This is a genomic window from Rheinheimera sp. UJ63 (assembly GCF_021568285.1).
GTDB classification, from domain to species: Bacteria; Pseudomonadota; Gammaproteobacteria; order Enterobacterales; family Alteromonadaceae; genus Alishewanella; species Alishewanella maricola.
In genome coordinates this window covers 489,125-510,657 of sequence record NZ_JAKGTQ010000002.1, presented here as the reverse complement: position 1 = coordinate 510,657, position 21,533 = coordinate 489,125, and the positions used below count along the sequence as shown (strand labels likewise).

Annotated in this window: 16 protein-coding genes and 3 tRNA genes; 16 read left to right on the top strand and 3 right to left on the bottom strand. The window is 48.5% G+C overall.

Translation table 11 applies throughout. The features are described 5' to 3' along the window. The 4 genes from L1N97_RS08400 (at position 1) to L1N97_RS08385 (ending at position 5,624) form a co-directional block, all read left to right on the top strand. Complete coding sequence (locus L1N97_RS08400) at positions 1 to 972, top strand: alpha-E domain-containing protein (RefSeq protein ID WP_236129467.1); 972 nt, start codon at positions 1 to 3, stop codon at positions 970 to 972. A 25-nt stretch (positions 973 to 997) separates the two neighbouring features. After that, entirely contained in the window at positions 998 to 3,364 is a 2,367-nt protein-coding gene (locus L1N97_RS08395) for a circularly permuted type 2 ATP-grasp protein (protein WP_236129466.1), read from the top strand. Continuing rightward, entirely contained in the window at positions 3,361 to 4,242 is an 882-nt protein-coding gene (locus tag L1N97_RS08390) for a transglutaminase family protein (RefSeq protein WP_236129465.1), read from the top strand. The genes L1N97_RS08395 and L1N97_RS08390 overlap by 4 nt, the downstream gene beginning before the upstream one ends. A gap of 74 nt (positions 4,243 to 4,316) precedes the next feature. Then, positions 4,317 to 5,624 (top strand): acetyl-CoA hydrolase/transferase family protein, encoded by a 1,308-nt coding sequence (locus L1N97_RS08385; RefSeq protein ID WP_329605544.1) that lies wholly within the window; start codon positions 4,317 to 4,319, stop codon positions 5,622 to 5,624. A 32-nt stretch (positions 5,625 to 5,656) separates the two neighbouring features. Here L1N97_RS08385 and uvrB read toward each other — a convergent pair whose 3' ends face one another. Continuing rightward, entirely contained in the window at positions 5,657 to 7,672 is a 2,016-nt protein-coding gene (gene uvrB, locus L1N97_RS08380) for an excinuclease ABC subunit UvrB (protein WP_229584237.1), read from the bottom strand. Between the two features lie 11 nt (positions 7,673 to 7,683). Beyond that, entirely contained in the window at positions 7,684 to 9,018 is a 1,335-nt protein-coding gene (locus tag L1N97_RS08375) for an MATE family efflux transporter (RefSeq protein ID WP_236129463.1), read from the bottom strand. A 540-nt stretch (positions 9,019 to 9,558) separates the two neighbouring features. On the opposite strand from L1N97_RS08375, the gene L1N97_RS08370 reads away from it, so the two are divergent. The 11 genes from L1N97_RS08370 to nth all read left to right on the top strand — a co-directional run bounded on the left by L1N97_RS08370 (position 9,559) and on the right by nth (position 18,743). Continuing rightward, positions 9,559 to 9,635, top strand: a tRNA-Asn gene (locus L1N97_RS08370). 28 nt (positions 9,636 to 9,663) lie between these two features. Beyond that, positions 9,664 to 9,740: transfer RNA gene (locus tag L1N97_RS08365), tRNA-Asn, on the top strand. Positions 9,741 to 9,761: 21 nt separating this feature from the next. Then, positions 9,762 to 9,838, top strand: a tRNA-Asn gene (locus L1N97_RS08360). Between the two features lie 167 nt (positions 9,839 to 10,005). Next, the gene (locus L1N97_RS08355) at positions 10,006 to 11,934 is read left to right on the top strand and encodes an EAL domain-containing protein (protein ID WP_229584239.1); all 1,929 of its coding nucleotides are present in this window, start codon (positions 10,006 to 10,008) and stop codon (positions 11,932 to 11,934) included. Between the two features lie 139 nt (positions 11,935 to 12,073). Further along, entirely contained in the window at positions 12,074 to 12,658 is a 585-nt protein-coding gene (rsxA, locus tag L1N97_RS08350; RefSeq protein WP_226750049.1) for an electron transport complex subunit RsxA, read from the top strand. After that, the gene (gene rsxB / locus L1N97_RS08345; RefSeq protein WP_226750050.1) at positions 12,655 to 13,206 is read left to right on the top strand and encodes an electron transport complex subunit RsxB; all 552 of its coding nucleotides are present in this window, start codon (positions 12,655 to 12,657) and stop codon (positions 13,204 to 13,206) included. The genes rsxA and rsxB overlap by 4 nt, the downstream gene beginning before the upstream one ends. A 7-nt stretch (positions 13,207 to 13,213) precedes the next feature. After that, positions 13,214 to 15,688 carry an electron transport complex subunit RsxC gene (gene rsxC / locus L1N97_RS08340; protein ID WP_236129462.1) on the top strand — a complete coding sequence of 825 codons (2,475 nt, stop codon included), beginning with the start codon at positions 13,214 to 13,216 and terminating at the stop codon, positions 15,686 to 15,688. Further along, on the top strand, positions 15,685 to 16,752 hold the full coding sequence (rsxD, locus tag L1N97_RS08335) for an electron transport complex subunit RsxD (RefSeq protein ID WP_229584242.1): 1,068 nt from the start codon (positions 15,685 to 15,687) through the stop codon (positions 16,750 to 16,752). Before rsxC ends, rsxD begins: the two co-directional genes overlap by 4 nt. Beyond that, positions 16,749 to 17,378 carry an electron transport complex subunit RsxG gene (rsxG, locus tag L1N97_RS08330; protein WP_229584243.1) on the top strand — a complete coding sequence of 210 codons (630 nt, stop codon included), beginning with the start codon at positions 16,749 to 16,751 and terminating at the stop codon, positions 17,376 to 17,378. The genes rsxD and rsxG overlap by 4 nt, the downstream gene beginning before the upstream one ends. After that, positions 17,375 to 18,070: an electron transport complex subunit E gene (locus L1N97_RS08325; protein WP_229584244.1), complete on the top strand. Its 696-nt coding sequence runs from the start codon at positions 17,375 to 17,377 to the stop codon at positions 18,068 to 18,070. Before rsxG ends, L1N97_RS08325 begins: the two co-directional genes overlap by 4 nt. A 13-nt stretch (positions 18,071 to 18,083) precedes the next feature. Then, positions 18,084 to 18,743, top strand: a complete 660-nt coding sequence (nth, locus tag L1N97_RS08320) for an endonuclease III (RefSeq protein ID WP_226750055.1) — start codon at positions 18,084 to 18,086, stop codon at positions 18,741 to 18,743. A 70-nt stretch (positions 18,744 to 18,813) separates the two neighbouring features. Here the strand turns inward: nth and L1N97_RS08315 are convergent, their stop codons facing one another. Continuing rightward, on the bottom strand, positions 18,814 to 19,212 hold the full coding sequence (locus L1N97_RS08315) for a MerR family transcriptional regulator (protein WP_229584245.1): 399 nt from the start codon (positions 19,210 to 19,212) through the stop codon (positions 18,814 to 18,816). 120 nt (positions 19,213 to 19,332) lie between these two features. Between L1N97_RS08315 and L1N97_RS08310 the strand changes: the two genes are divergently transcribed. After that, entirely contained in the window at positions 19,333 to 21,504 is a 2,172-nt protein-coding gene (locus tag L1N97_RS08310; protein ID WP_236129461.1) for a TonB-dependent receptor domain-containing protein, read from the top strand. The last annotated feature ends 29 nt before the right edge of the window (positions 21,505 to 21,533 follow it).

Here is a 21,533-nt window from a genome sequence, read left to right as displayed (position 1 = left end):
ATGTTAGCAAGATCCGTAGAAAATATATTTTGGTTAGGCCGTTATTTAGAACGGCTCGACGATACTGCTCGTTTAGTCAATGCCACCAGCCACTTACTGATCGACAGCCATAAAGATACTGAGTTTGGCTGGCCGGTGTTACTCGAGGTAATGGGACAAGACAGTGCGAAGGTACTGGCCAGTTATGGCTTAGAGCATCAAAATCGGCAACAATTAGCGCAAATTGAACAAGCAGTGATGCAGCACCTGATCAGCAATATCGACAGCCCCGTTTCTATCCGTAATGCCTGCAGTCAGTTACGTTATAACGCCCGAACAATTCGACAATTATTGCCGCGTGATATGTGGGAAGAGCTGAATAAACTCGACAGTTTCGTCCAGCAACAATGTGTGGAAACAGTCAGTCGCCAGCAGCGCTATCAATTGATGACCGAAATCAGTCGTCGTTGCCAAATGGTTATTGGCACCTTAGATAGCGTAATGTTACGCGGTGATGCTTTTGATCTCTTTACTATTGGTCGTCATTTAGAGCGTGCGGATATGGTGACGCGGATCATGGACGTGATGGTGCTGCAAACCTTACAACCCACGCAGTTAAAACGGCCACGTTTTCGTTGGATCTCCATTCTAAATGCCTTGGGCGGAGCGGAATCCTATCAATATTATATCGCCAATAATCTGGCTGGGGCGGCTGCCGATGCCATTGATTATCTGTTATGCTATGCCGATTTTCCACGCTCAGTAAGTTATTGTCTGCACCGCATCGCGGCCTCAGGCAAAGCCTTACCGAATAGCCCGGCCATCTTGCAGCAGGTACATCAATTACAGCATTTGATCACCGAGCAAGCAGTAACCGAGTTAAGTACTGTGCAGTTGCATCAACTGATTGACCAGATCCAAACCGGCATTATTGACTTGCATCAGGTGCTCGTCGATATCGCCACAGCTGAGCAGCAACCATTAACCGCCTAGCGCCATCGCGCTTGCAGGAGTAGCCGTGCCAGCAGTGAATGCACCGCCAAGCTCAACCGAACAGCTTTTGGCGTGGTTTGCTAAGTTTCCTTTAGCGCTGCGTAGCCGTTGGTATGATGATATTCAACATCAGCTACGCGAAAATGGCGCAAACTTTGATCGTTGGCAAAAACCAGGGCGCAAACTTGATTTGTATCCGTGGTTAATCAGTACGGCAGATTGGCAACAGGTGCAGGCTGGTATCGCGCAGCGCCATCAATTACTCGCCTTGATCCTGCAAGATCTGTATGGGCCGCAGCAGTTAGTACAAAGCGGGATTATTCCCGCAGAACTCCTGTTTTCCAACCCTCAGTTTCTGTTTGAAAGTGCCGGCTTAGTGCAGCAACCTGAACAATGGCTACCGCTACTGGCAACCGATTTAGGCTTTGATCATCATGGTCAGATTTGCGCCTTTGCCGACAGCTGTAAGGCCCCTGCTGGCTTAGGTTTTGCACTAGAACATCGTTTAGCATTAAAGCAGAGTATTCCTGAGCTGCAACAACTGCGCGCTAAAGCTCATCTGTCTGGTTTTTTTCGGCAGCTACGTTTCTTTTTACAACAACAAGGCAATGGCATTGCGGCTATCTTAACTCATGGCGCGCGCGATGAAGCCTACTTTGAGCAAGCCTTTTTAGCCAACTATCTAGATTTAGCTTTGGTGCATGGTGCCGATCTGATGTTTAGCGAACAACGCATCTGGTTAAAAACACTCAGCGGTTTGCAACCGGTCAGTGCCTTGATGCGCTTTTTAGATGATCGTTTAACGGATCCGCTGGAGCTAGACAGTGAAGGTGCTGGCGTAGCCGGGCTGTTACACAGTATTCGGCAACAGCAACTGTTTTGTGCCAACCCTCCCGGCACCGCGTTATTGGATAGCGGTATTTTGTTACCGTTTTTAACGGCCGCAGCCGATTATTTCTGGCAACAGCCGCTGTTGCTCAATACCGTGCAAGCGTATTGGTGCAAAGAAGCGCAACCCTTGCAGCAGGTGCTAAAAAACCCGGAGCAATTTTTACTGCATGACCTATCCGCGCAGCAGCAATATCCGGCAGATAACACCTGCGCCTTATTGCAGCGCCCTGCCGATTTTATTGCGCGGCAAAAATTGTCGTTACACATGCAGCCTTGCTATGATCAGCAAAACCCAACATGGCAATTGCCAGCAGTGCTTAGAACCTTTAGTTTATACCAATCGAATCAAGCCCCGCTACTGCTGCCTGGCGGTTTTGCGCGTTTAGGTGAGCTGAGTCAAATTCAATTACCGGTTATTGCCCAAGATGGCTCAGAGTTAAGTAAGGATGTCTGGGTGCTGGGCGTGGATCAACCCACAGAATCCTTACTGCAACCGAGCTACAACTCAATGCCGTTATCACGTGAAGCGGGCTTGCTGCCCAGTCGCGTTGCTGAGCATTTATTTTGGTTAGGTCGTTATAACGAGCGTTTAAACTTATTAATTCGGGCACTGCGGGTGGCGCTGCCGTTATTGCACCCTACTCAAACCAATCAAACTGAACAACAGCTCTATTGCTTTATCGATTTTTGTTTGTTGGCCAATGGCAGCCCACCGCGCCAAGCCAATGAGCCCATTAGTGTTGCACTGGCGCAACTGTTCTCACCAGATAATCCGCTGAGTGTCATCGGCTTACTGAAAAATTTAATTTACAACGCGCAATCGGTGCGTGAGTACTTTAGTGAAGATACCTGGCTGTTACTCGATAAGTTACAAGCTACCGTCTATCAATGGCCGCAAACGCCTGACTTACAGCAGCCCATGACCATTATTTATCTATTAGATGAGATGGTATTACTACAAACCGCGATTTATGGCCTGAATAACGAAACGATGAGTCGCACCCAAGCATTGCGTTTTATGGATATTGGCCAGCACCTCGAGCGCGCCTTACAAACCAGTTTATTGTTGCAGCGTATTTATAGCCAAGATTTACCCTCTGCCAGCGTGATGGAAGCCTTATTACGCATGGCCGATACCTTGATGACCTATCGACGGCGCTACCGCTCAGAGCTCAACCCGATGGCGATTTTAGACTTACTGTTACTCGATACCACGACACCGCGCTCTGTCGGCTATCAAATCAGTCGATTACATCGACAAACACGTGCCTTACCGGAATTAACCAGTGCGGACCGGCAGCATTTACCCGTGCTGACCACGGAGCTGAGCCAACTATTAGAACAAGTCAGTACCCAACAATTAGATGCTAATTATCCGTCTTGTTTAACCTTGCACGCGCAGCTTGGTCAGTTACAGTATTTGTTACGCCAACTGTCGAATGAATTATCGCTGTGTTACTTTACCCATGCGCATCGTAGCAGTCCTTGGTCCATGTCATGAACTACCAGCTTAAGCACCTTACCGAATATCAATACGAACATGCTGTAGCGAACAGTTACAACCTCGCGTGTTTAATGCCGCGGCAATTACCCTATCAACACGTTAGCCAGGCCAGTGTCCGTTTAACGCCCGATCTGGGACACATCAGCCAATATCAGGATTACTTTGGTAATACCCGACATTTAATTCATTTACAGCCACCCCATCAACAACTAAAAGTATGCAGTGAAGCCTTAGTTGAGGTGTTACCGCGCCACAACAGTGCCTTACTCGACAGCGGCAGCGGTGTGGACATGCCACAGCTTCAACATTATTTAAATAGCAACCTGTCAGCCGCGGCCATGCAAGCCAAACTGTTTTGCCAAGCCAGTAAGCTCGCTCCGTTTTTAACCGAAACCGCCGCGCTGTTACCGCCGTTACGCGCCCCTAAGCAAACCCTGTTGCAATTAGTAGAATGTTTAAACCAGTATATCTTTGAGCATTTTATCTACACGGCGGGCTTTACTACCGTCGTCACCCCTCTTACCGAGGTGCTACAACATCGGCGCGGCGTTTGCCAAGATTTTGCCCAGTTAGCCATCAGTTGCCTGCGGGCAAATGGCATCCCTTGTCGCTATGTCAGTGGTTATCTCGAAACACAACCGCCACCAGGACAAGCACGATTGCAAGGCGCAGACGCCTCACATGCGTGGTTTGCGGTGTTTGATCCAGAGCTCGGCTGGATTGATTTTGATCCGACCAATAACGTATTGCCGTGCCAGCAACATCTGACCTTGGCTTTTGGTCGTGATTATGCCGATGTGGTGCCATTAAAAGGCGTAGTGCAAGGCAGTGGCGCCCATCAATTACAGGTCGCGGTGGATGTGATCCCGTGCTAAGTTAATGGCCTCTTTGCTCTGCACTGGCGCATGATCATGCAACTCAGGGATGTAACCCAGCACACGCCAGCGCAGTGAGCAGTTTTCAGCAAACGGAGTTCTCGATGCGCGTCACCACCGCCGAACAAGCCCTCAGTATTTTGCAAGATAACGATACTATTTGGTGTCAGTCGATGGCGGCAACACCCTATTTTTTATTGCACGCTTTAGCCACAGTGGCGTTATCCCGGCACAATCTTACCTTATTACAATTACATACCGAGCACAGCGAAGTATTGTGCGCACCGGAACTGAGCGGTCATTTACGTCAGCGGGCTTTTTTTGTGGGGAGCAGTACTCGCCAGGCCGTGCAATGTGGCTTAGCCGATTATGTCCCAATATTTTTATCTGAAATTCCCAAATTATTTCGAAGCGGCGAACAACCGCTTGATGCGGTGTTGATCCAGGTTTCTCCGCCAGATAAACATGGCTACTGCAGTTTAGGGATCTCGGTAGAAGCAACGCGTGCCGCCCTACAAATGGCCAAACGCGTGATCGCGTGGATCAATCCGTTAATGCCCAGAACCCACGGTGACTCTTTTGTGCATCTGAGTCGATTTGACCGTTATGTTGAGCACAGCGCCCCGCTACCGCAACATTTGCCCGTGCCGCTGGATGCCATTACCCAGCAAATTGGCCAACATGTCGCCAGCTTGATCCGCGACGGCGATTGTTTACAACTGGGTATTGGCGCCATACCCGATGCCACCCTAGCCTGTTTAGGCCAACATCAGCATTTAGGTATTCATACCGAAATGTTTTCCGATGGGGTGCTACCGCTTATCCAAACGGGCGTCATTAATAATCAGCGTAAACGCAAACATCGCGGTAAAATTGTTACTACCTTTGCAATGGGCTCTCAAGCCTTGTACGACTATGTGGATGACAACCCCGAAGTGGTCTTTTTAGATGTCGAGTACACTAACGATACCGCGGTTATTCGGCAAAACCCGCAAGTGGTCGCGATTAATAGCGCTTTACAAGTCGATTTAAGTGGTCAAGTGTGTGCCGATTCGCTAGGCACCAAAATCTACTCTGGCGTGGGCGGGCAAATGGATTTTGTGCGTGGCGCGAGTTTATCCGAAGGGGGGCGCGCGATTATCGCTCTACCCGCTACCGCAGCGGCCGGCACAGTATCACGCATCAGCAGTTTATTGGCCCCCGGTGCGGGAGTGGTTACCACCCGCGCTCATGTTAACTATATTGTCACCGAATACGGTATTGCTCAGCTTCGCGGTAAAAGTTTAACTGAACGTGCCAAGGCGCTGATTGACATCGCGGCGCCCGCTTTTCAAGAACGCCTGGCGCAGCAAGCCTGGGATGATTGGCGCTTAAAAGTGTAAGCGCCGTTAAGGATAGCGACAGATGCAAGCGTTTAGCTTTCTGGTAACTCCAGCAAGCGCTGTTTGATTTTATGTACCTGATCACGCAGCGCTGCCGCTTGTTCAAACTCGAGATCCCGGGCATGTTGCAGCATCTTTTGTTCTAGCTGTTTAATTTCAGCCTGCATTTGATAAGGCGTTTTGCCTTTAAAGAAAGCTTTCGTTTCAGCTACTTGGCGCAAAACAATATTTTTGGTTTGTGGCGATTGCCCCAGATCCATCACATCGGCCACTTTCTTCAGAATCGCCTTGGGCGAAATACCATGCTCAGCGTTAAAGGCAAGTTGTTTATCGCGACGACGATCCGTTTCATCAATCGCTTTGCGCATAGAATTGGTAATGCGATCAGCATATAAAATCGCCCGTCCTGCTAAGTTTCGCGCCGCACGACCAATGGTTTGAATTAATGAGCGCTCTGAGCGTAAAAAACCTTCTTTATCTGCATCAAGAATGGCCACTAATGACACCTCAGGAATATCCAGACCTTCTCGCAGCAAGTTGATGCCCACCAAAACATCGAAGATCCCTAAGCGTAAATCACGAATAATTTCCATGCGCTCGACGGTATCGATATCAGAGTGTAAATAACGCACCCGAATACCATGTTCACTTAAGTACTCGGTGAGATCTTCCGCCATCTTTTTGGTCAGGGTTGTCACCAGCACCCGCTCTTGTCGCGCAGCGCGCTGCATCGCTTCAGACATTAAATCATCAACTTGCGTCGCGACGGGGCGAATTTCAATAATCGGATCAACCAAGCCCGTTGGCCGCACCACCTGCTCAATTACTTCGCCATGAGAGTGTTCTAACTCATAAGCCGCCGGTGTGGCCGAAACATAGATGCGCTGCGGTGCGATCATTTCAAATTCTTCGAACTTCAGCGGCCGGTTATCTAAAGCAGAAGGTAAGCGAAAACCATAGTTAACCAAGTTTTCTTTCCGTGAGCGGTCGCCCTTATACATCGCGCCAATTTGCGAAATGGTGACGTGCGACTCGTCAATAAACATTAAACCATCGTCTGGAAAATATTCCAGTAAGGTCGGTGGTGGTGCACCATCACCACGGCCCGATAAATAGCGCGAATAGTTTTCAATACCCGAGCAATAGCCTAATTCAATCATCATTTCGATATCAAACTGCGTGCGCTGCGCTAAGCGCTGCTCTTCAACCAGTTTATTGGCACTGAGTAACTGCTGACGACGCTCAGCAAGGTCAACCTTGATTTGCTCTACGGCTTTTAGAATCGTCTCTCTGGGTGTGACATAGTGCGTTTTAGGATAGATGGTATAGCGCGTGACAATTTTCTCCACCGCACCGGTGAGCGGATCGAATAAACTGATACGTTCAATTTCTTCATCAAATAATTCGATACGAACAGCAATCTCTTCCGACTCTGCCGGAAACACATCAATCACATCACCGCGTACCCGATAAGTGGCACGCTCAAAAGCCAGATCGTTTCGGCTGTATTGCAGTTCGGCCAAGCGCCGTAAAATAAAGCGCTGGTCAATAATATCGCCTTGCTTTAAATGCAACAGCATTTGCATATAAGACTGCGGATCGCCCAAACCATAAATGGCCGACACCGACGCGATAATCACCACATCACGACGCTCCATCAGCGCTTTGGTCGCAGACAGGCGCATTTGCTCGATATGCTCATTTATCGACGCATCTTTTTCAATAAAGGTATCCGTCGAGGGTACATAGGCTTCAGGCTGATAATAATCATAATAAGACACGAAATATTCAACGGCATTATGCGGGAAAAACGCTTTCATCTCGCCGTAAAGCTGCGCGGCGAGTGTTTTATTGTGCGCCATAATCAGCGTCGGTCGGCCCACTTGAGCAATCACATTGGCCATCGTAAAGGTTTTACCTGAGCCGGTGACACCTAATAACGTTTGATGCGCTAGGCCACTTTCTAAGCCGCTGACCAGCTTTTCGATCGCGCCAGGTTGATCGCCAGCCGGTTGATAATCTGATACCAGTTCAAAAGCACGTGACATGGTGTTTCCTATTACAAATAGCGTTGCTGCACTCGGTTAAACCAATAATAAGCCACGGCAGCCGTGAGAAAATTAGCAAGAATGCATCCAATAAAAATGCCGACCACGCCAAACATAACGCCGCCAAGCCAAGCAAGGGGTACATAGCAAACAAACAAACGGATCACGCTAAGTACCACGGCTTTCGCCGGTAAATGCAACGCATTAAAAGAAGAATTGGTTAAAATGATGATGCCTTGTAAGCCATAAGCCAAAGGCATCAGCCAGATAAACCAACGTAAATAACTGGCGACTTGCGGATTATCCGTGAACATAGCGGCAATCGGATAAGCCAGTAGCGCTAAGATAAGATAAATACCGGCTTGCCAAAACATCACAAAGCGACAACATAACTGATAAGCCTCTTTGACACGATCAAAACGCGATGCCCCAAAGTTTTGGCTAATCACCGGCGGCAGGGTCATCGATAACGCCAACACCACTAACGAAGCGATACTTTCAATCCGTGCCCCCACGCCAAAGGCCGCGACGGCTTCTGGACCATAAGTTGCCATAATCGCCGTGAGAACCGCCATCGCCACCGGCGTCAGCATGTTGGCGCCGGCAGCCGGTAGACCAATATGCAAAATTTTACGACAGATCTGACAAAACAATCCCCAAGGTAATATCCAAGCCGTTAATAAACCGCGCTTAACACTGAGCCAATATAAAATAAACACAAAGCCGGCTAACCAAGAGATGACCGTAGCAATAGCAGCCCCACTGATCCCCATAGCAGGAATAGGGCCAATACCAAAAATCAGGATCGGATCCAAAATGGCATTAATCACACCGCTGCCGGCCATCACTAGACTGGGGATCTTTGTATCACCGGCCGCGCGTAAAATGGCATTGCCGACCATCGGTGTCACTAATAAAATCGACCCCGCCAGCCAAATCAGCATGTAGCGTTCAATGTAAGCAAAGATCTCTGGTGTCGCCCCCAACAAAAAAAATAGCGGCTCTAACAACAGATAGCCCAGCAAGGCGAGAATACTGACTAAAATCGCCGACAGCCATAATGCCGCTAAACTGTCGGCCCGCGCCGTGTCGGTATGCCCTGCCCCCAGTGCTTTGGCAATAATGGCCGAAGTACCAATGCTTAAACCAATCGCTAAACTGATTAAGGTAAAGGTAACCGGAAAGGTAAAACTGATTGCCGCCAGCTGTTGAGTTCCCAGTAAGCTAATAAAAAAGGTATCGACCAGGTTAAAACTCATTAGCGTCAACATCCCGCCCATCACTGGCCAAGTCAGACGTTTTAATAAGGGAGCCATGCTGGCTGTTAACAGTGGATTCGTGCTCATCAAAGATAACTGCTTCTTACGATGTCAGAAAAGTCAGCCTCTATTGTAGAGAAAAGCGCGAGTCAGCACCATGCTCGTCGTTGAATAAGCCAAATTACCGGTTAAGTGGCATAAATGACCTGAAACTCACAAAAACAGTGCACAATGGCAAGCGGATCGGACAGACAGTAAACAAAAACTGCACTGAAAAAGCACAATCTGCATAAAAAATCATAAACCACTGAAATTTAACAAAAAAGATTTTTATCGCAAAGCTATTGACCACGATGAAATTAAGCAATGACAAGGCTTTGCTCGATTAAGCAACCAATCATTCACAGAGTTATCCACAGCTTTAGTGGATAACTCTACACAAGGCTTATTGGCTATGGTGTTGCGGTCATTGCCATCTGAATGACCAGTCATCGTTCGTTGATTCGTACTGAAAATGTGCATTTTGGCGAAACTATATGCAAGTAAACCACTTCTGTAAAAATCAGCTCTGCAAAGTGTTGACAGTCTCCTAAGGTGGCATTAGTATTGCGCCCCGTTGAATGCTGTTCCCTAGTAGCTCAGTTGGTTAGAGCGGCGGACTGTTAATCCGTAGGTCACTGGTTCGAGTCCAGTCTGGGGAGCCAACAGCAACTTCAACGAATGTATCACCCTTCCCTAGTAGCTCAGTTGGTTAGAGCGGCGGACTGTTAATCCGTAGGTCACTGGTTCGAGTCCAGTCTGGGGAGCCAAATTTCTGCACATCTTTTTGTTCCCTAGTAGCTCAGTTGGTTAGAGCGGCGGACTGTTAATCCGTAGGTCACTGGTTCGAGTCCAGTCTGGGGAGCCACAATTTTCTGTTATACTCCTTTTATCCCCTGTGTTTTATAATCTGACATTTGCGTGTTATTTATTTATTTATAAAGATTTTTTTGCTTTAATAGGCACAGTGAGTTGCGTGATAAAAGCCACATTTGCGCTTTTATAATGGATGCAATATTGATTGGTGGTCTGGGAATGATGAAAAACTTTCGAACGTTACTTACAGCACAGTTAGTCTCTGCGACTCTGCTAGTTATTGTCTTGCTGGTCGGTTTCCTCTATTACGGCAAGAACCTACTCATTTTAGAAGAAAATACCGCCAAACTTGCCATAGAACAAACTATCGCAACCCATGTTACCGCAGATGGTAAATCATTAAGCCGTCAACTGGACCGCAGCTTTAAGTTAAAAAGCCTGCAAGTCAGACGTTTAGATGGCACCATTTTATATGAACAAAGCAATAATGCTTATCAAACCAGCTTTATTAGTCAGCTGTTGGCGCTAGCCGGTAAAGCAGACGATACCGTGACCATTAAAGATGAACAACAAGACGTGCTGGTGCGTTATGAGTTAGATCACCGCGCCACCTTAAAAGGCATGCAATATTTTTTATTCGTGCTGGTTGCCAGCCCTTTTATTCTGTTTATGTTGCCAGTGCTCATTATCAAAAATAGTTTACAACGCAAATATCGTCGTATCTCGAGAGTGGTTAATGAGACCATCGAAGCGTTCTTATCAGACAATAAACAAACAAAAGCAGAAAACAGTCAACTCCCCGCTGAATTTTCTGAAATCAGTATTTCATTACGTAAGTTAGCGCAATATACCTCGCAACAAGCTGAAAAAATGAAAGCCGATGCCCAACTGATTGCAGAAGAAGCCTATAAAGATACGGTGACAGGCCTGCCGAACCGTAATCGCTTTGTACAAAATTATGAAGAGCATTTTAATAATACCAGCCAAGCCAACTATGGTATTTTTGGTATTACCCGCTGTACCGAATTGCAAAGCATTAACCAAACCCGTGGCTTCCATGAGGGTGATCAATACATTAAAGAAGTGGCAGAAATTCTTAAACGGGTAATCGCAACCTATCGCGATAGCAAGTTATTCCGTTTAAATGGTTCTGACTTTGGTATTTTAATGCCCAAAGTGACCCCTAAAGAAGCAGAAAACTTTGCCCTGCAATTACAAAGCCGCTTTAATGAGTTTCAAAAACTGTCTGAACTTGACTCGGTGGCTTACACCGGTTTAGTGAGCTATGAAAATGGCAAAGCCTTAGGTGAGTTATTGGCCAGTGCCGATACCGCTATCAGTTTAGCGCAAACTAAACAGCCGAATGCCTGGCACTTACAAAAAGAAAGCAGTGGCTTAGACAGTGCGGGTAACAGTTACGGCAATCAAAATTGGCGTAATGTAATTGACGATGTGATCGCAAATAATCGGTTAGTGTTATTAGTTCAACATATCATGCCGTCTTCGCGCGCAGCTAAAGCCTATTCCGAAATTTTGGTGCGCTTTAAGACGCATGAAGAGCAAACGCTGCCTACGGCTTCTTTCTTAGCCATGGCAGAGAAACTGGACAAAATTATTGCCATTGACCGCTTAATTGTTGAAACCTCTTTGACAATGATCAAAACCAAAAGCATGCATGACCAGTATTTTGGTATAAATCTCTCGCCACGCAGTGTGCATGATGATCAATTTGTGATCTGGTTAGAACGGCGCTTGCTAAAAGATGCCAATATTGCCGCTAAATTGGTGTTTGAAGTCAGCGAATTTGGTTTACAACAAAATCTGAAAACCAGTAAACGTTTTATCGACATGTTACATCGTGCCGGTTCACGTATTACCGTTGAGAAATTTGGTGTGGGTATTACCTCATTTAAGTTTTTCCGCGATTTAAAACCCGATTATGTGAAAATGGATGGCAGCTACACCCGCCATATCAATGAAGATAAAAACAATCAGTATTTTATGCGGTTAATGATCGATTTAGCACACCGCATTGGTGTGGGTGTGTTTGCTGAAAGCGTGGAAACGCAGGAAGAAAAACACATGCTGGAATCGTTGTTTATTGATGGCAACCAAGGCTATTACATCGGCAAACCTAGCCCCATGTAATACCCCATGCCTTGTGGCGGCTGCCAGCATAGTTTTACAGTTAAGGGCTTCTGCATAGCAAAAGCCCTTACTTTTATCAGGTTGTATGCCATACAGGCTAACGGCATAATACGCGCTGAGAACCCTATAACGTAACCCTATGACTGAATTTTTATTACTCCTTGTAAGCACAGTATTGGTCAATAACTTTGTCCTGGTTAAATTTCTTGGGCTCTGCCCCTTTATGGGCGTGTCGGGCAAGTTAGAAACCGCCATCGGTATGTCTTTAGCGACCACCTTTGTACTGACACTGGCTTCTATCAGTAGCTATCTTGTTGACAGCTATGTACTCGCGCCATTAGATCTGTTGTATTTACGAACCCTGAGCTTTATTTTGGTGATTGCCGTGGTCGTGCAATTTACCGAAATGGTCGTGCACAAAACGAGTCCTAATTTATATCGGTTATTGGGCATCTTTTTACCGCTGATCACCACTAATTGTGCGGTATTAGGCGTGGCCTTATTAAATGTTAATGCACGGCATAATTTTATTAATTCCGCATTATATGGCTTTGGCGCTGCCGCAGGCTTTTCGTTAGTGTTGATCTTATTTGCTGCTATGCGTGAGCGTTTAGCCGCAGCCGATGTGCCGGTCCCCTTTAAGGGGGCGGCCATTGCGATGATCACCGCAGGTTTAATGTCGCTGGCCTTTATGGGCTTTAGTGGCTTGGTGAAATCGGTATGACCATTATTACCGCACTCATCGCACTGGGTGTACTGGCGTTATTGTTCGGTGCTTTACTCGGCTATTCGGCTATTCGTTTTAAAGTTGAAAGCGATCCTCTGGTCGAACAAATTGATGATATCTTGCCGCAAACGCAGTGTGGTCAATGCGGCTATCCAGGCTGTCGACCCTATGCCGAAGCCATCGCCAATGGCGATGACATTAACAAATGCCCACCGGGTGGCGATGCCACTATAAAAAAACTGTCCGAGCTGATGGGCGTTGAAGCGAAACCGTTAAATGCCGCGCAAGAGCCTGCGGTAAAACGTGTGGCCTTTATTCGCGAAGATGAGTGCATTGGCTGTACCAAATGTATTCAAGCCTGCCCCGTCGATGCCATTGTTGGCGCGTCAAAATTAATGCATACCGTACTGGTTGATGAATGTACGGGCTGTGATCTGTGTGTTGAACCTTGCCCGGTTGATTGTATTGATATGATCCCTGTTCCGGTGACCGCTGAGCGCTGGAAATGGGATTTACAGGCAATCCCGGTAAAAGTGGTGGAGTAACCCAACGGTGCCAAGTTTATTTCAACAAATTCAAGCCGGCGCGCTATGGGACTTTCATGGTGGTGTGCATCCCCCCACGCGTAAAGCGGTAACCAGCGAAAAGCCGATCATCAGCATGTCGCTTCCCGAGCGCCTGTACATTCCACTGCGCCAACATATTGGTGTTGCGGGTCAATTGCTGGTGGAGGTGGGTGAACGCGTGCTCAAAGGCCAAGCGCTCACCGCTGCCGATAACTCCATGACGGTGCCCGTGCACGCGCCGACTTCGGGGATGATTATCGCCATTACCGATCACACCAGCCCACATCCATCGGCCTTACCTGAAAGCGTCATCGTCATTGAGCCCGATGGCTTAGAAGAGTGGCGTGAGCGGGAGCCACTGAACTTTGCCACAGCGGATACCCAGACCCTTTTAGAGCGCATTCAAGACAGCGGTATTGCCGGTATGGGCGGTGCGGGCTTCCCCACCCATATTAAAGCGGGCTTGCACCAACCGGTCGATTATTTAATTATCAACGCCGTTGAATGCGAACCCTATATCACCGCTGATGATGCCCTGATGCAAGAAGCGCCAACAACCATCGTCAAAGGCATTGATATTCTGTGCAAGCTGCTCAATCCTAAAGCCGTATTAATTGGTATTGAAGCCGATAAGCCGATTGCGGCAGCCGGTATGCGCGCGGCATGTAGCCAACGCGAACATTACTATGTTCGAGAAGTGCCGGTTAAGTACCCCTCCGGCGGTGAAAAACAACTGATCCAATTACTGACTAATAAAGAAGTGCCAGCGGGCCGTCGCCCTGCCGATATCGGTATTGTGATGCAGAATATCGGCACCGCCTTTGCTATCGCGCAAGCGGTGTTAGACGATCATCCGTTAATTTCGCGTATTGTTACCGTCACCGGGGAAACCTTGCAGCGGCCACAAAATGTGCAGGCGTTAATCGGCACACCTGTTGCGGCCTTATTAGATTTTTGCGGTTATCAGGTCGAACTGGAACAAAAAGTGATTATGGGCGGGCCGATGATGGGTTTTACCCTACCCGACTTAGCCGTGCCCGTTGTCAAAACCACTAACTGCATTTTAGCGCCCAGCCATACCGAATTACCCAATGCAGGGCCAGAATTAGATTGCATACGTTGTAGCGCTTGTGCTGATGCTTGCCCCGCCACCTTATTACCACAACAATTGCTGTGGTATAGCAAAGCCAAAGATCATGACAAACTCAAAGAGTATAATCTGGCCGATTGTATTGAATGCGGTGCCTGCGCTTACGTCTGTCCCAGTGAAATCCCGTTGGTGCAGTATTACCGTATTGCCAAAGCCGAGATCCGTGAGCAGCAGCGCGAAGCACTAAAAGCCGAACAAGCAAAAGCGCGTTTTGAAGCACGCAATGCCAGGCTGGAGGCGGAAAAACAAGCACGCCTGGCTAAAAATCAACAGCTGGCTGCGGCACGGCAACAGTCTCAACAACAAAATGCCGGCAGCAATACGGTTGCCGCAGCACTTGAGCGCATTAAAGCCAAACAGCAAAACGCTACCGAAACAGCACAGCGTTCGCATGCGGATATCGTGGCTGAACGCGAAGTGAAAAAACAACAAGCGCGTGCGTATCAAGCTCAACAAGCCGCAGCAACACATACCGATGCCGAGTCTGGCGCGCAAAGTCAGTCAGCAAGCCAAAATCTCGACGCCACGGCCACCGATCCACGCCAAGCCGCAGTCGCAGCGGCTATTGCGCGAGCCAAAGCACGGCAACAACAACATACCACTGAGCCTGCTCAGACTGCACAGAGTCGCGCAAGCGCACCAGCGGTAACTGACAGCCAAGCCACACAAAACCATGCTGATAAGGCACCAAGCCAAGATGATCCGCGTAAAGCCGCCGTTGCTGCAGCTTTAGCACGCGCCAAAGCACGTAAACAACAGCAGGGCGCTGAAGCTGAACAAAACCATGCTATAGAAAACAACGCTGCAACAGCCGCTAGCCGCGAGGCTACAGCAGATAAGGCGCCAAGCCATGACGACCCGCGTAAAGCCGCGGTTGCCGCCGCTTTAGCTCGCGCCAAAGCACGTAAACAGCAACAGGGCGCGGAAGCTGAACAAAACAGCGCTTTAGACAACAACGGTGAGGCTGCCGCTAGCAGCGAGGCTGCAGCAGATAAGGCGCCAAGCCATGACGACCCGCGTAAAGCTGCCGTTGCCGCCGCTTTAGCACGTGCCAAAGCACGTAAACAGCAGCAGGGCGCGGAAGCTGAACAAAACAGCGCTTTAGACAACAACGGCGAAGCAGCCGCTAGCAGCGAGGCTGCAGCAGATGAGGCGCCAAGCCAAGACGACCCGCGTAAAGCCGCGGTTGCCGCCGCTTTAGCACGCGCTAAAGCCCGTAAACAACAAGCCGCAGCCGATACAAGGTCTGCCTCTGAGCACGACGAGAACGCCCAGGCTGAATTAGCGAAAACAAAAGGTGACTCTGCATGAGTTTTAAAATTGCCAGTTCGCCGCATCATCACAATCGACGTAGTACGGCCAGCTTAATGCAGTTGGTGGCGATTGCCTGTATTCCAGGGATCGCCGTACAAGCCGTGTTTTTTGGCTATGGTGTGCTCGTGCAATTGGTGTTGGCGATTGCTACCGCCTGGTTGGCAGAGGCAATGATATTAAGCTTGCGCCACAAAGCCATCAGACCGCGCTTAATGGATCACAGTGCTTTAGTGACAGCCGTGTTGCTCGCTGTGGCTATCCCACCTTTTGCGCCTTGGTGGTTAATTGTTATTGGCACCGCTTTTGCCATCATCATGGTCAAACAGCTATATGGCGGTTTAGGGCATAATCTGTTTAATCCGGCCATGGCAGCCTATGTCATGTTATTAATATCCTTCCCGGTACAGATGACACAGTGGCTACCGCCATTGCCCTTACAATCGGTAACCATTAGCCCATTAGATGCCATTTGTACCATCTTTACCCAATTTAGCTGCGGTGGCTTTAGTTTAAGCCAGATGCAACTTAGCGTGGATGGCATCACCTTAGCCACACCACTGGATACCCTACGTACTGATCTGGCTCAAGGCTTAACCTTAACCGAAAGCTGGCAAAGCCCAGTTTATTTAAGCTTTGCCGGCTCAGGCTGGTTATGGGTCAATTTAGCCTACCTCGCCGGAGGCTTATTTTTACTCCAGCAAAAAGTCATTACGTGGCGCATTCCGGTGGCAGTTCTGGCTAGCTTGTTTGTGTTGACTATGCTGAGTTGGTTAGCTTCACCGGATGCTTTTGCCAGCCCGCTGTTTCATTTATTTAGCGGTGGCACCATGTTAGCCGCCTTTTTCATCGCCACCGATCCTGTGTCGGCCTCTACCACCGATCGGGGGCGTTTATGGTACGGGGCGTTAATTGGCCTATTAATTTATTTAATCCGCAGCTTTGGCGGTTATCCTGATGCGGTTGCTTTCGCGGTGTTACTGGCCAATATGTGTGTGCCGCTGATCGACTATTACACTCGTCCGCGTACTTATGGCCACAAAGCCAAAGGAGCAACCAAATGATCCGTATGGTCAGTAAAAATGCCATAGCCCTAGCGCTGGTTGCGGTTATTTGTGTGGTCATTTTAGGCAGTTTACATTTATTAACGCAGCCCAAAATTGCCGAGCAGCGTCGCTTAAGCCAGCTGGCGATCCTCAGTGAAGTGTTACCTGAAGTACAGCAAACGCGGGCACTGTTGGCCAATTGTACGCTGGTTAATGCACCAGACGAGCTTGGCGGTAAGGCGCAGCGCGTGTATCGTTGGCAAGAAGATGACCAACTTCGTGCCTATGTGCTTGATGTCACCGCTCCAGACGGTTACAGCGGTAATATTGAGCTTATTGTTGCCATTAGCCCAACCGGTACCGTACTAGGTACACGCGTTTTAAACCATCAGGAAACACCGGGCTTAGGTGATAAAATTGAAACCAGACGCAGTAACTGGATCTACAGTTTCAGTGGCAAAGCCGCCACACCTGCTGAGGCTAAGCACTGGGCCGTTAAAAAAGATGGCGGCGATTTTGATCAATTTACGGGTGCAACCATTACGCCGCGCGCCGTGATTAACGCCGTGTATCGTGCCGCTAGCTATGTGCAGCAGCACCCTGAACTGGCCCGTGCCGCCACAAATTGTGAGTTAACCCCATGAGCCTATTTAAAGAACTGACGCTACAAGGATTATGGAAAAACAACCCTGGCTTAGTGCAATTATTGGGGCTTTGCCCGTTGCTCGCGGTGACCAACACCGTGATCAATGCGCTGGGTTTAGGCTTGGCAACCTTGTTAGTGTTACTCGGCTCGAATATCGTGGTGTCGTCAATCCGTAGCCACGTGCCTAATGAAATTCGTATCCCGATTTTTGTGATGATTATCGCCACCTTTGTAACTGCTGTGCAATTGCTGATGAATGCGTTTACCTTTGGTTTGTATCAATCCTTGGGTATTTTTATTCCGCTGATTGTCACCAACTGCGCCATTATTGGCCGGGCAGAAGCCTTTGCTTCAAAAAATGCAGTACTGCCCTCAGCGCTAGATGCACTGATGATGGGGTTAGGCTTTTTATTGGTGTTACTGGTGTTAGGCGCTCTACGTGAAATCTTAGGTCAAGGCAGTTTATTTGCCGGGGCTGATTTATTATTAGGCAGTTGGGCTAGCGGCTTACATTTACAGTTATTTCAAAGCGATAGCCATTTTTTACTGGCTATACTCCCGCCAGGCGCCTTTATTGGTATGGGCTTACTTATCGCATTAAAAAATAGTATCGATCAGCATTACGCCAGTAAAAAAGTTGTCAATAAAGGGGATATTGCTCGGGCCCGCGTGACCGGCAGCCCACAATAACCAGAGCGATAGTATGAATAAACAAAAACGTATTGCCATGCTCACTCGGCTGCGCGAGGCCAATCCGCATCCGAAGACCGAACTTGAATACAGTTCACCCTTTGAGCTCCTTATCGCCGTATTGCTGTCGGCACAGGCGACCGATGTTGGCGTCAATAAAGCCACACGGCAGTTATTTCCAGTCGCACGCACCGCACAAGCTATGCTTGATCTGAATGTTGAGGGCGTAAAGCACTATATTAAAACCATCGGCTTGTTTAATACCAAGGCTGAAAATGTCATTAAAACCTGTCGAATTTTGGTTGAACAGCATGGTGGTGAAGTGCCGCAAAACCGCGCGGCCTTAGAAGCACTGCCAGGGGTGGGTCGCAAAACAGCCAATGTGGTGCTTAATACCGGTTTTGGTTTACTGAAAGACAACGAAGGCCATTATTTTATCGCGGTTGATACGCATATTCAGCGGGTTGCTAATCGCACAGGCTATGCCAAAGGCAACACCGTTGAGGCCACTGAACAAAGCATTATAAAAAACACCCCGCAAAAATCTGAATTTATGTTTGATCTGCATCACTGGTTGATCTTGCATGGTCGCTACACCTGCACCGCCAGAAAACCTCGCTGTGGTTCTTGTATTATTGAAGACCTTTGTGACTTCAAACAAAAAACAGAATAATTCATGTTTTATTTCGCCATTCAGGCTGCGCCAACTCCCTAGCACGCTGTGATGCGAGCGCTCAGTCAGATCATGCCCCGTCGGTGGCGCGCAGGCTTTGCAAAATGCAGCAGTCTTGGATCTGTTCGCTACGACACGAGGTGACCAGTGCCTCTAGCGTATGTGCTAACTTTGCCAGCTCGCGCTGAGTTTGTCGCACTCTGGCCAGTTGTTCGCTAATAATGCTATCAACGGTGGCACATGACGCCTCAGGATCTCGCTGCACGCTAACCAACTGCTTGATATCGTCAATTGAGATATTCAGCTCTCGACAACGACGGATAAAAACCAGTGTTTCTATATCTGCTGAATGGTAATACCGATAACCATTGGCCTGCCGTACCGCTGTACTCAACAGGCCAATACTTTCATAGTAACGAATGGTTTTTGCTGGGACCTGGCTGGCTTCGGCCAGTTCACTAATTTTCATCTTGACCTTCCAGTAACGGTAAGCTTTAAGCTGCAAGCTATCACAGCACAAGCTAATTTCAATAAAGCCGGTAATATTCCTGCAAAAATAGTCGTTTTTCTCGTTGGATAAGGGGATTAAATGTCCAAAATGACACCTGCAACCCTGTTGCTGTTATCGCTCAGTGTTCACGGTATTAGTTATGCAGCACAAACCGCTGCTGTTACAGCAGAGCATAATGCCCGTCAGCAGCCGCAATCAGTTAAGCCTAAAGCCCACCCAGAGACGGCACTGGATCAACACCCTGACGAACACGATGACGAACACGATGACAGCCATGCAGCTGAACATGCAGACGAGCACCAAGACAGCCATGCATCTGAACATGCAGCTGAACATGAGCATGCCGACTCGGATACGGATGAGCATGATCATCACGAGCACATTGAAAAAATCGTGGTACAGGCGACTCGCAGCGGACGCATTGCCGATGAGCAACCGATCCGTGTTGAGCTGATCAACCGTGAGGAAATTGAAGAAAAAGCGGCTATGCGCCCTGGCAATATCTCCATGCTGGTTGCCGAAACAGGCGGTGTGCGCGTGCAAACGACGTCACCTGCGCTGGGCAGTGCCAATATCCGCTTGCAAGGGCTATATGGCCGCTATACCCAACTGTTAGCCGATGGTTTACCGCTTTATGGCAATCAGGCCTCTTCGATTGGCCTGTTGCAAATACCACCAACGGATCTAAAACGCGTCGAAATTATTAAAGGCTCGGCCTCGTCTTTGTATGGTGGTTCAGCCATGGGAGGCGTGATTAATCTAGTCTCAAGAACCCCAGGGGATACCCGACAAGGTGAAGTATTATTAAATGCCACCAGCCGCGATGGCCAAGATATTACCAGCTACATTGAGACGCCACTGACAGCACGTCTGCAAGGTTCGATAACTGCCGGCGCACACCATCAGGCCAGCACCGATGTGGATCAAGACGGCTGGATTGATCTGGCCGGTTATGAACGTTATACCGCAAGGCCCAGGCTTTACTGGCAAGGTGAACAGGGGGCCACGCTATATGGCACGCTAGGCGTGATGTCTGAAAAACGTCAAGGCGGCACCATGCCCGGCAGCAGTGTCAGTGATGGCAACCCTTTTAACCAAAGCCAAGACTCCGAGCGACTGGATGGCGGCGTTGTCTTTAACCTGCCGGTGTTTGATAACCTGAACCTAAATAGCCGTGGCTCAGTCATGCAGCAACAACATTTACATCGATTTGGCGTGGTGCTAGAAGAGGATCAGCATGAGAGTTATTTGCTTGAATCCAGCCTCGCTGGCTACACGGCAAACAGTGACTGGGTGATAGGTGCCGCTTATCAAGCAGAGCAATTCACATCGCAAACCTTTCAACAATTTGACTATCACTACAGAGTGCCGGGGTTATTTTCTCAATTTGATTATGCGTTTAATGCGTTAATGAGTACCTCGTTAAGCGCCCGCCTGGAAAATCACAGTGAGTTTGGTCAGCAATTCAGCCCGAGAGTCTCACTGTTATATCGCCCTGGCGATCTCACGGTTCGCGCCTCTTATGGCCGAGGCTACTTTGCCCCAACCCCTTTTGTCGAAGAGATTGATGCCGCCGGTTTATCCAGACTCGAAACCATAGATAACCTACAGGCCGAAACCGCGCAAACGGCGTCTTTGGATGTTACCTACAGCCATGAAAACATTGAAAGTAGCATCACGCTATTCGCGGCCAATATTGATGATGCTATTGGTTTAGCGCCGATAGCCACGGGCAATGATGGCGTGTTCAATGGCGTACGCTTAGTTAATAATACGGGCGCCAGTAAAATCCGCGGCTCAGAGTTACTGCTGCGTTACTACTGGCAAGATATCAAGTTAACCGCCAGTTACCTCTATCTTGATGCCACCGAGCTCGCCGCCGATACCCTTCAACAGCGCGAAATTGCACTAACACCCAAGCATTCAGCAGGCTTTGTCGCCATGTGGGAGCAACATGGTCGTTTCAGAGCGGGCTTTGAAGCTTACTACACGGGTGTACAACGCTTAAACGACAACCCCTTCACCGATTATTCAACGCCCTATTGGCACCTGGGCTTAATGGGAGAAATCACCGTGGGCCAATTTAGCTGGTTTGTGAATTTAGAAAACCTGCTCGATGTGAAGCAAACCGATCAACACCCGATGATCTTACCAAACCGAGCCGCGAGCGGTCAGTGGACAACGGATATTTGGTCGCGTAACGATGGCTTTATTGTTAATGCCGGCGTAAGGGTAAAGTTTAACGGTTAACGGTTAACCCTTAAAACGCCTTGCGGTTT

Bases quoted from the DNA above. Each gene is read 5' to 3' on its own strand.
- L1N97_RS08400 (WP_236129467.1), top strand. From the start codon at position 1: ATGTTAGCAAGATCCGTAGAAAATATATTTTGGTTAGGCCGTTATTTA.
- L1N97_RS08390 (WP_236129465.1), top strand. From the start codon at position 3,361: ATGAACTACCAGCTTAAGCACCTTACCGAATATCAATACGAACATGCT.
- uvrB (WP_229584237.1), bottom strand. From the start codon at position 7,672: ATGTCACGTGCTTTTGAACTGGTATCAGATTATCAACCGGCTGGCGAT.
- L1N97_RS08375 (WP_236129463.1), bottom strand. From the start codon at position 9,018: ATGAGCACGAATCCACTGTTAACAGCCAGCATGGCTCCCTTATTAAAA.
- L1N97_RS08355 (WP_229584239.1), top strand. From the start codon at position 10,006: ATGATGAAAAACTTTCGAACGTTACTTACAGCACAGTTAGTCTCTGCG.
- rsxA (WP_226750049.1), top strand. From the start codon at position 12,074: ATGACTGAATTTTTATTACTCCTTGTAAGCACAGTATTGGTCAATAAC.
- rsxB (WP_226750050.1), top strand. From the start codon at position 12,655: ATGACCATTATTACCGCACTCATCGCACTGGGTGTACTGGCGTTATTG.
- rsxD (WP_229584242.1), top strand. From the start codon at position 15,685: ATGAGTTTTAAAATTGCCAGTTCGCCGCATCATCACAATCGACGTAGT.
- rsxG (WP_229584243.1), top strand. From the start codon at position 16,749: ATGATCCGTATGGTCAGTAAAAATGCCATAGCCCTAGCGCTGGTTGCG.
- L1N97_RS08325 (WP_229584244.1), top strand. From the start codon at position 17,375: ATGAGCCTATTTAAAGAACTGACGCTACAAGGATTATGGAAAAACAAC.
- nth (WP_226750055.1), top strand. From the start codon at position 18,084: ATGAATAAACAAAAACGTATTGCCATGCTCACTCGGCTGCGCGAGGCC.
- L1N97_RS08315 (WP_229584245.1), bottom strand. From the start codon at position 19,212: ATGAAAATTAGTGAACTGGCCGAAGCCAGCCAGGTCCCAGCAAAAACC.
- L1N97_RS08310 (WP_236129461.1), top strand. From the start codon at position 19,333: ATGTCCAAAATGACACCTGCAACCCTGTTGCTGTTATCGCTCAGTGTT.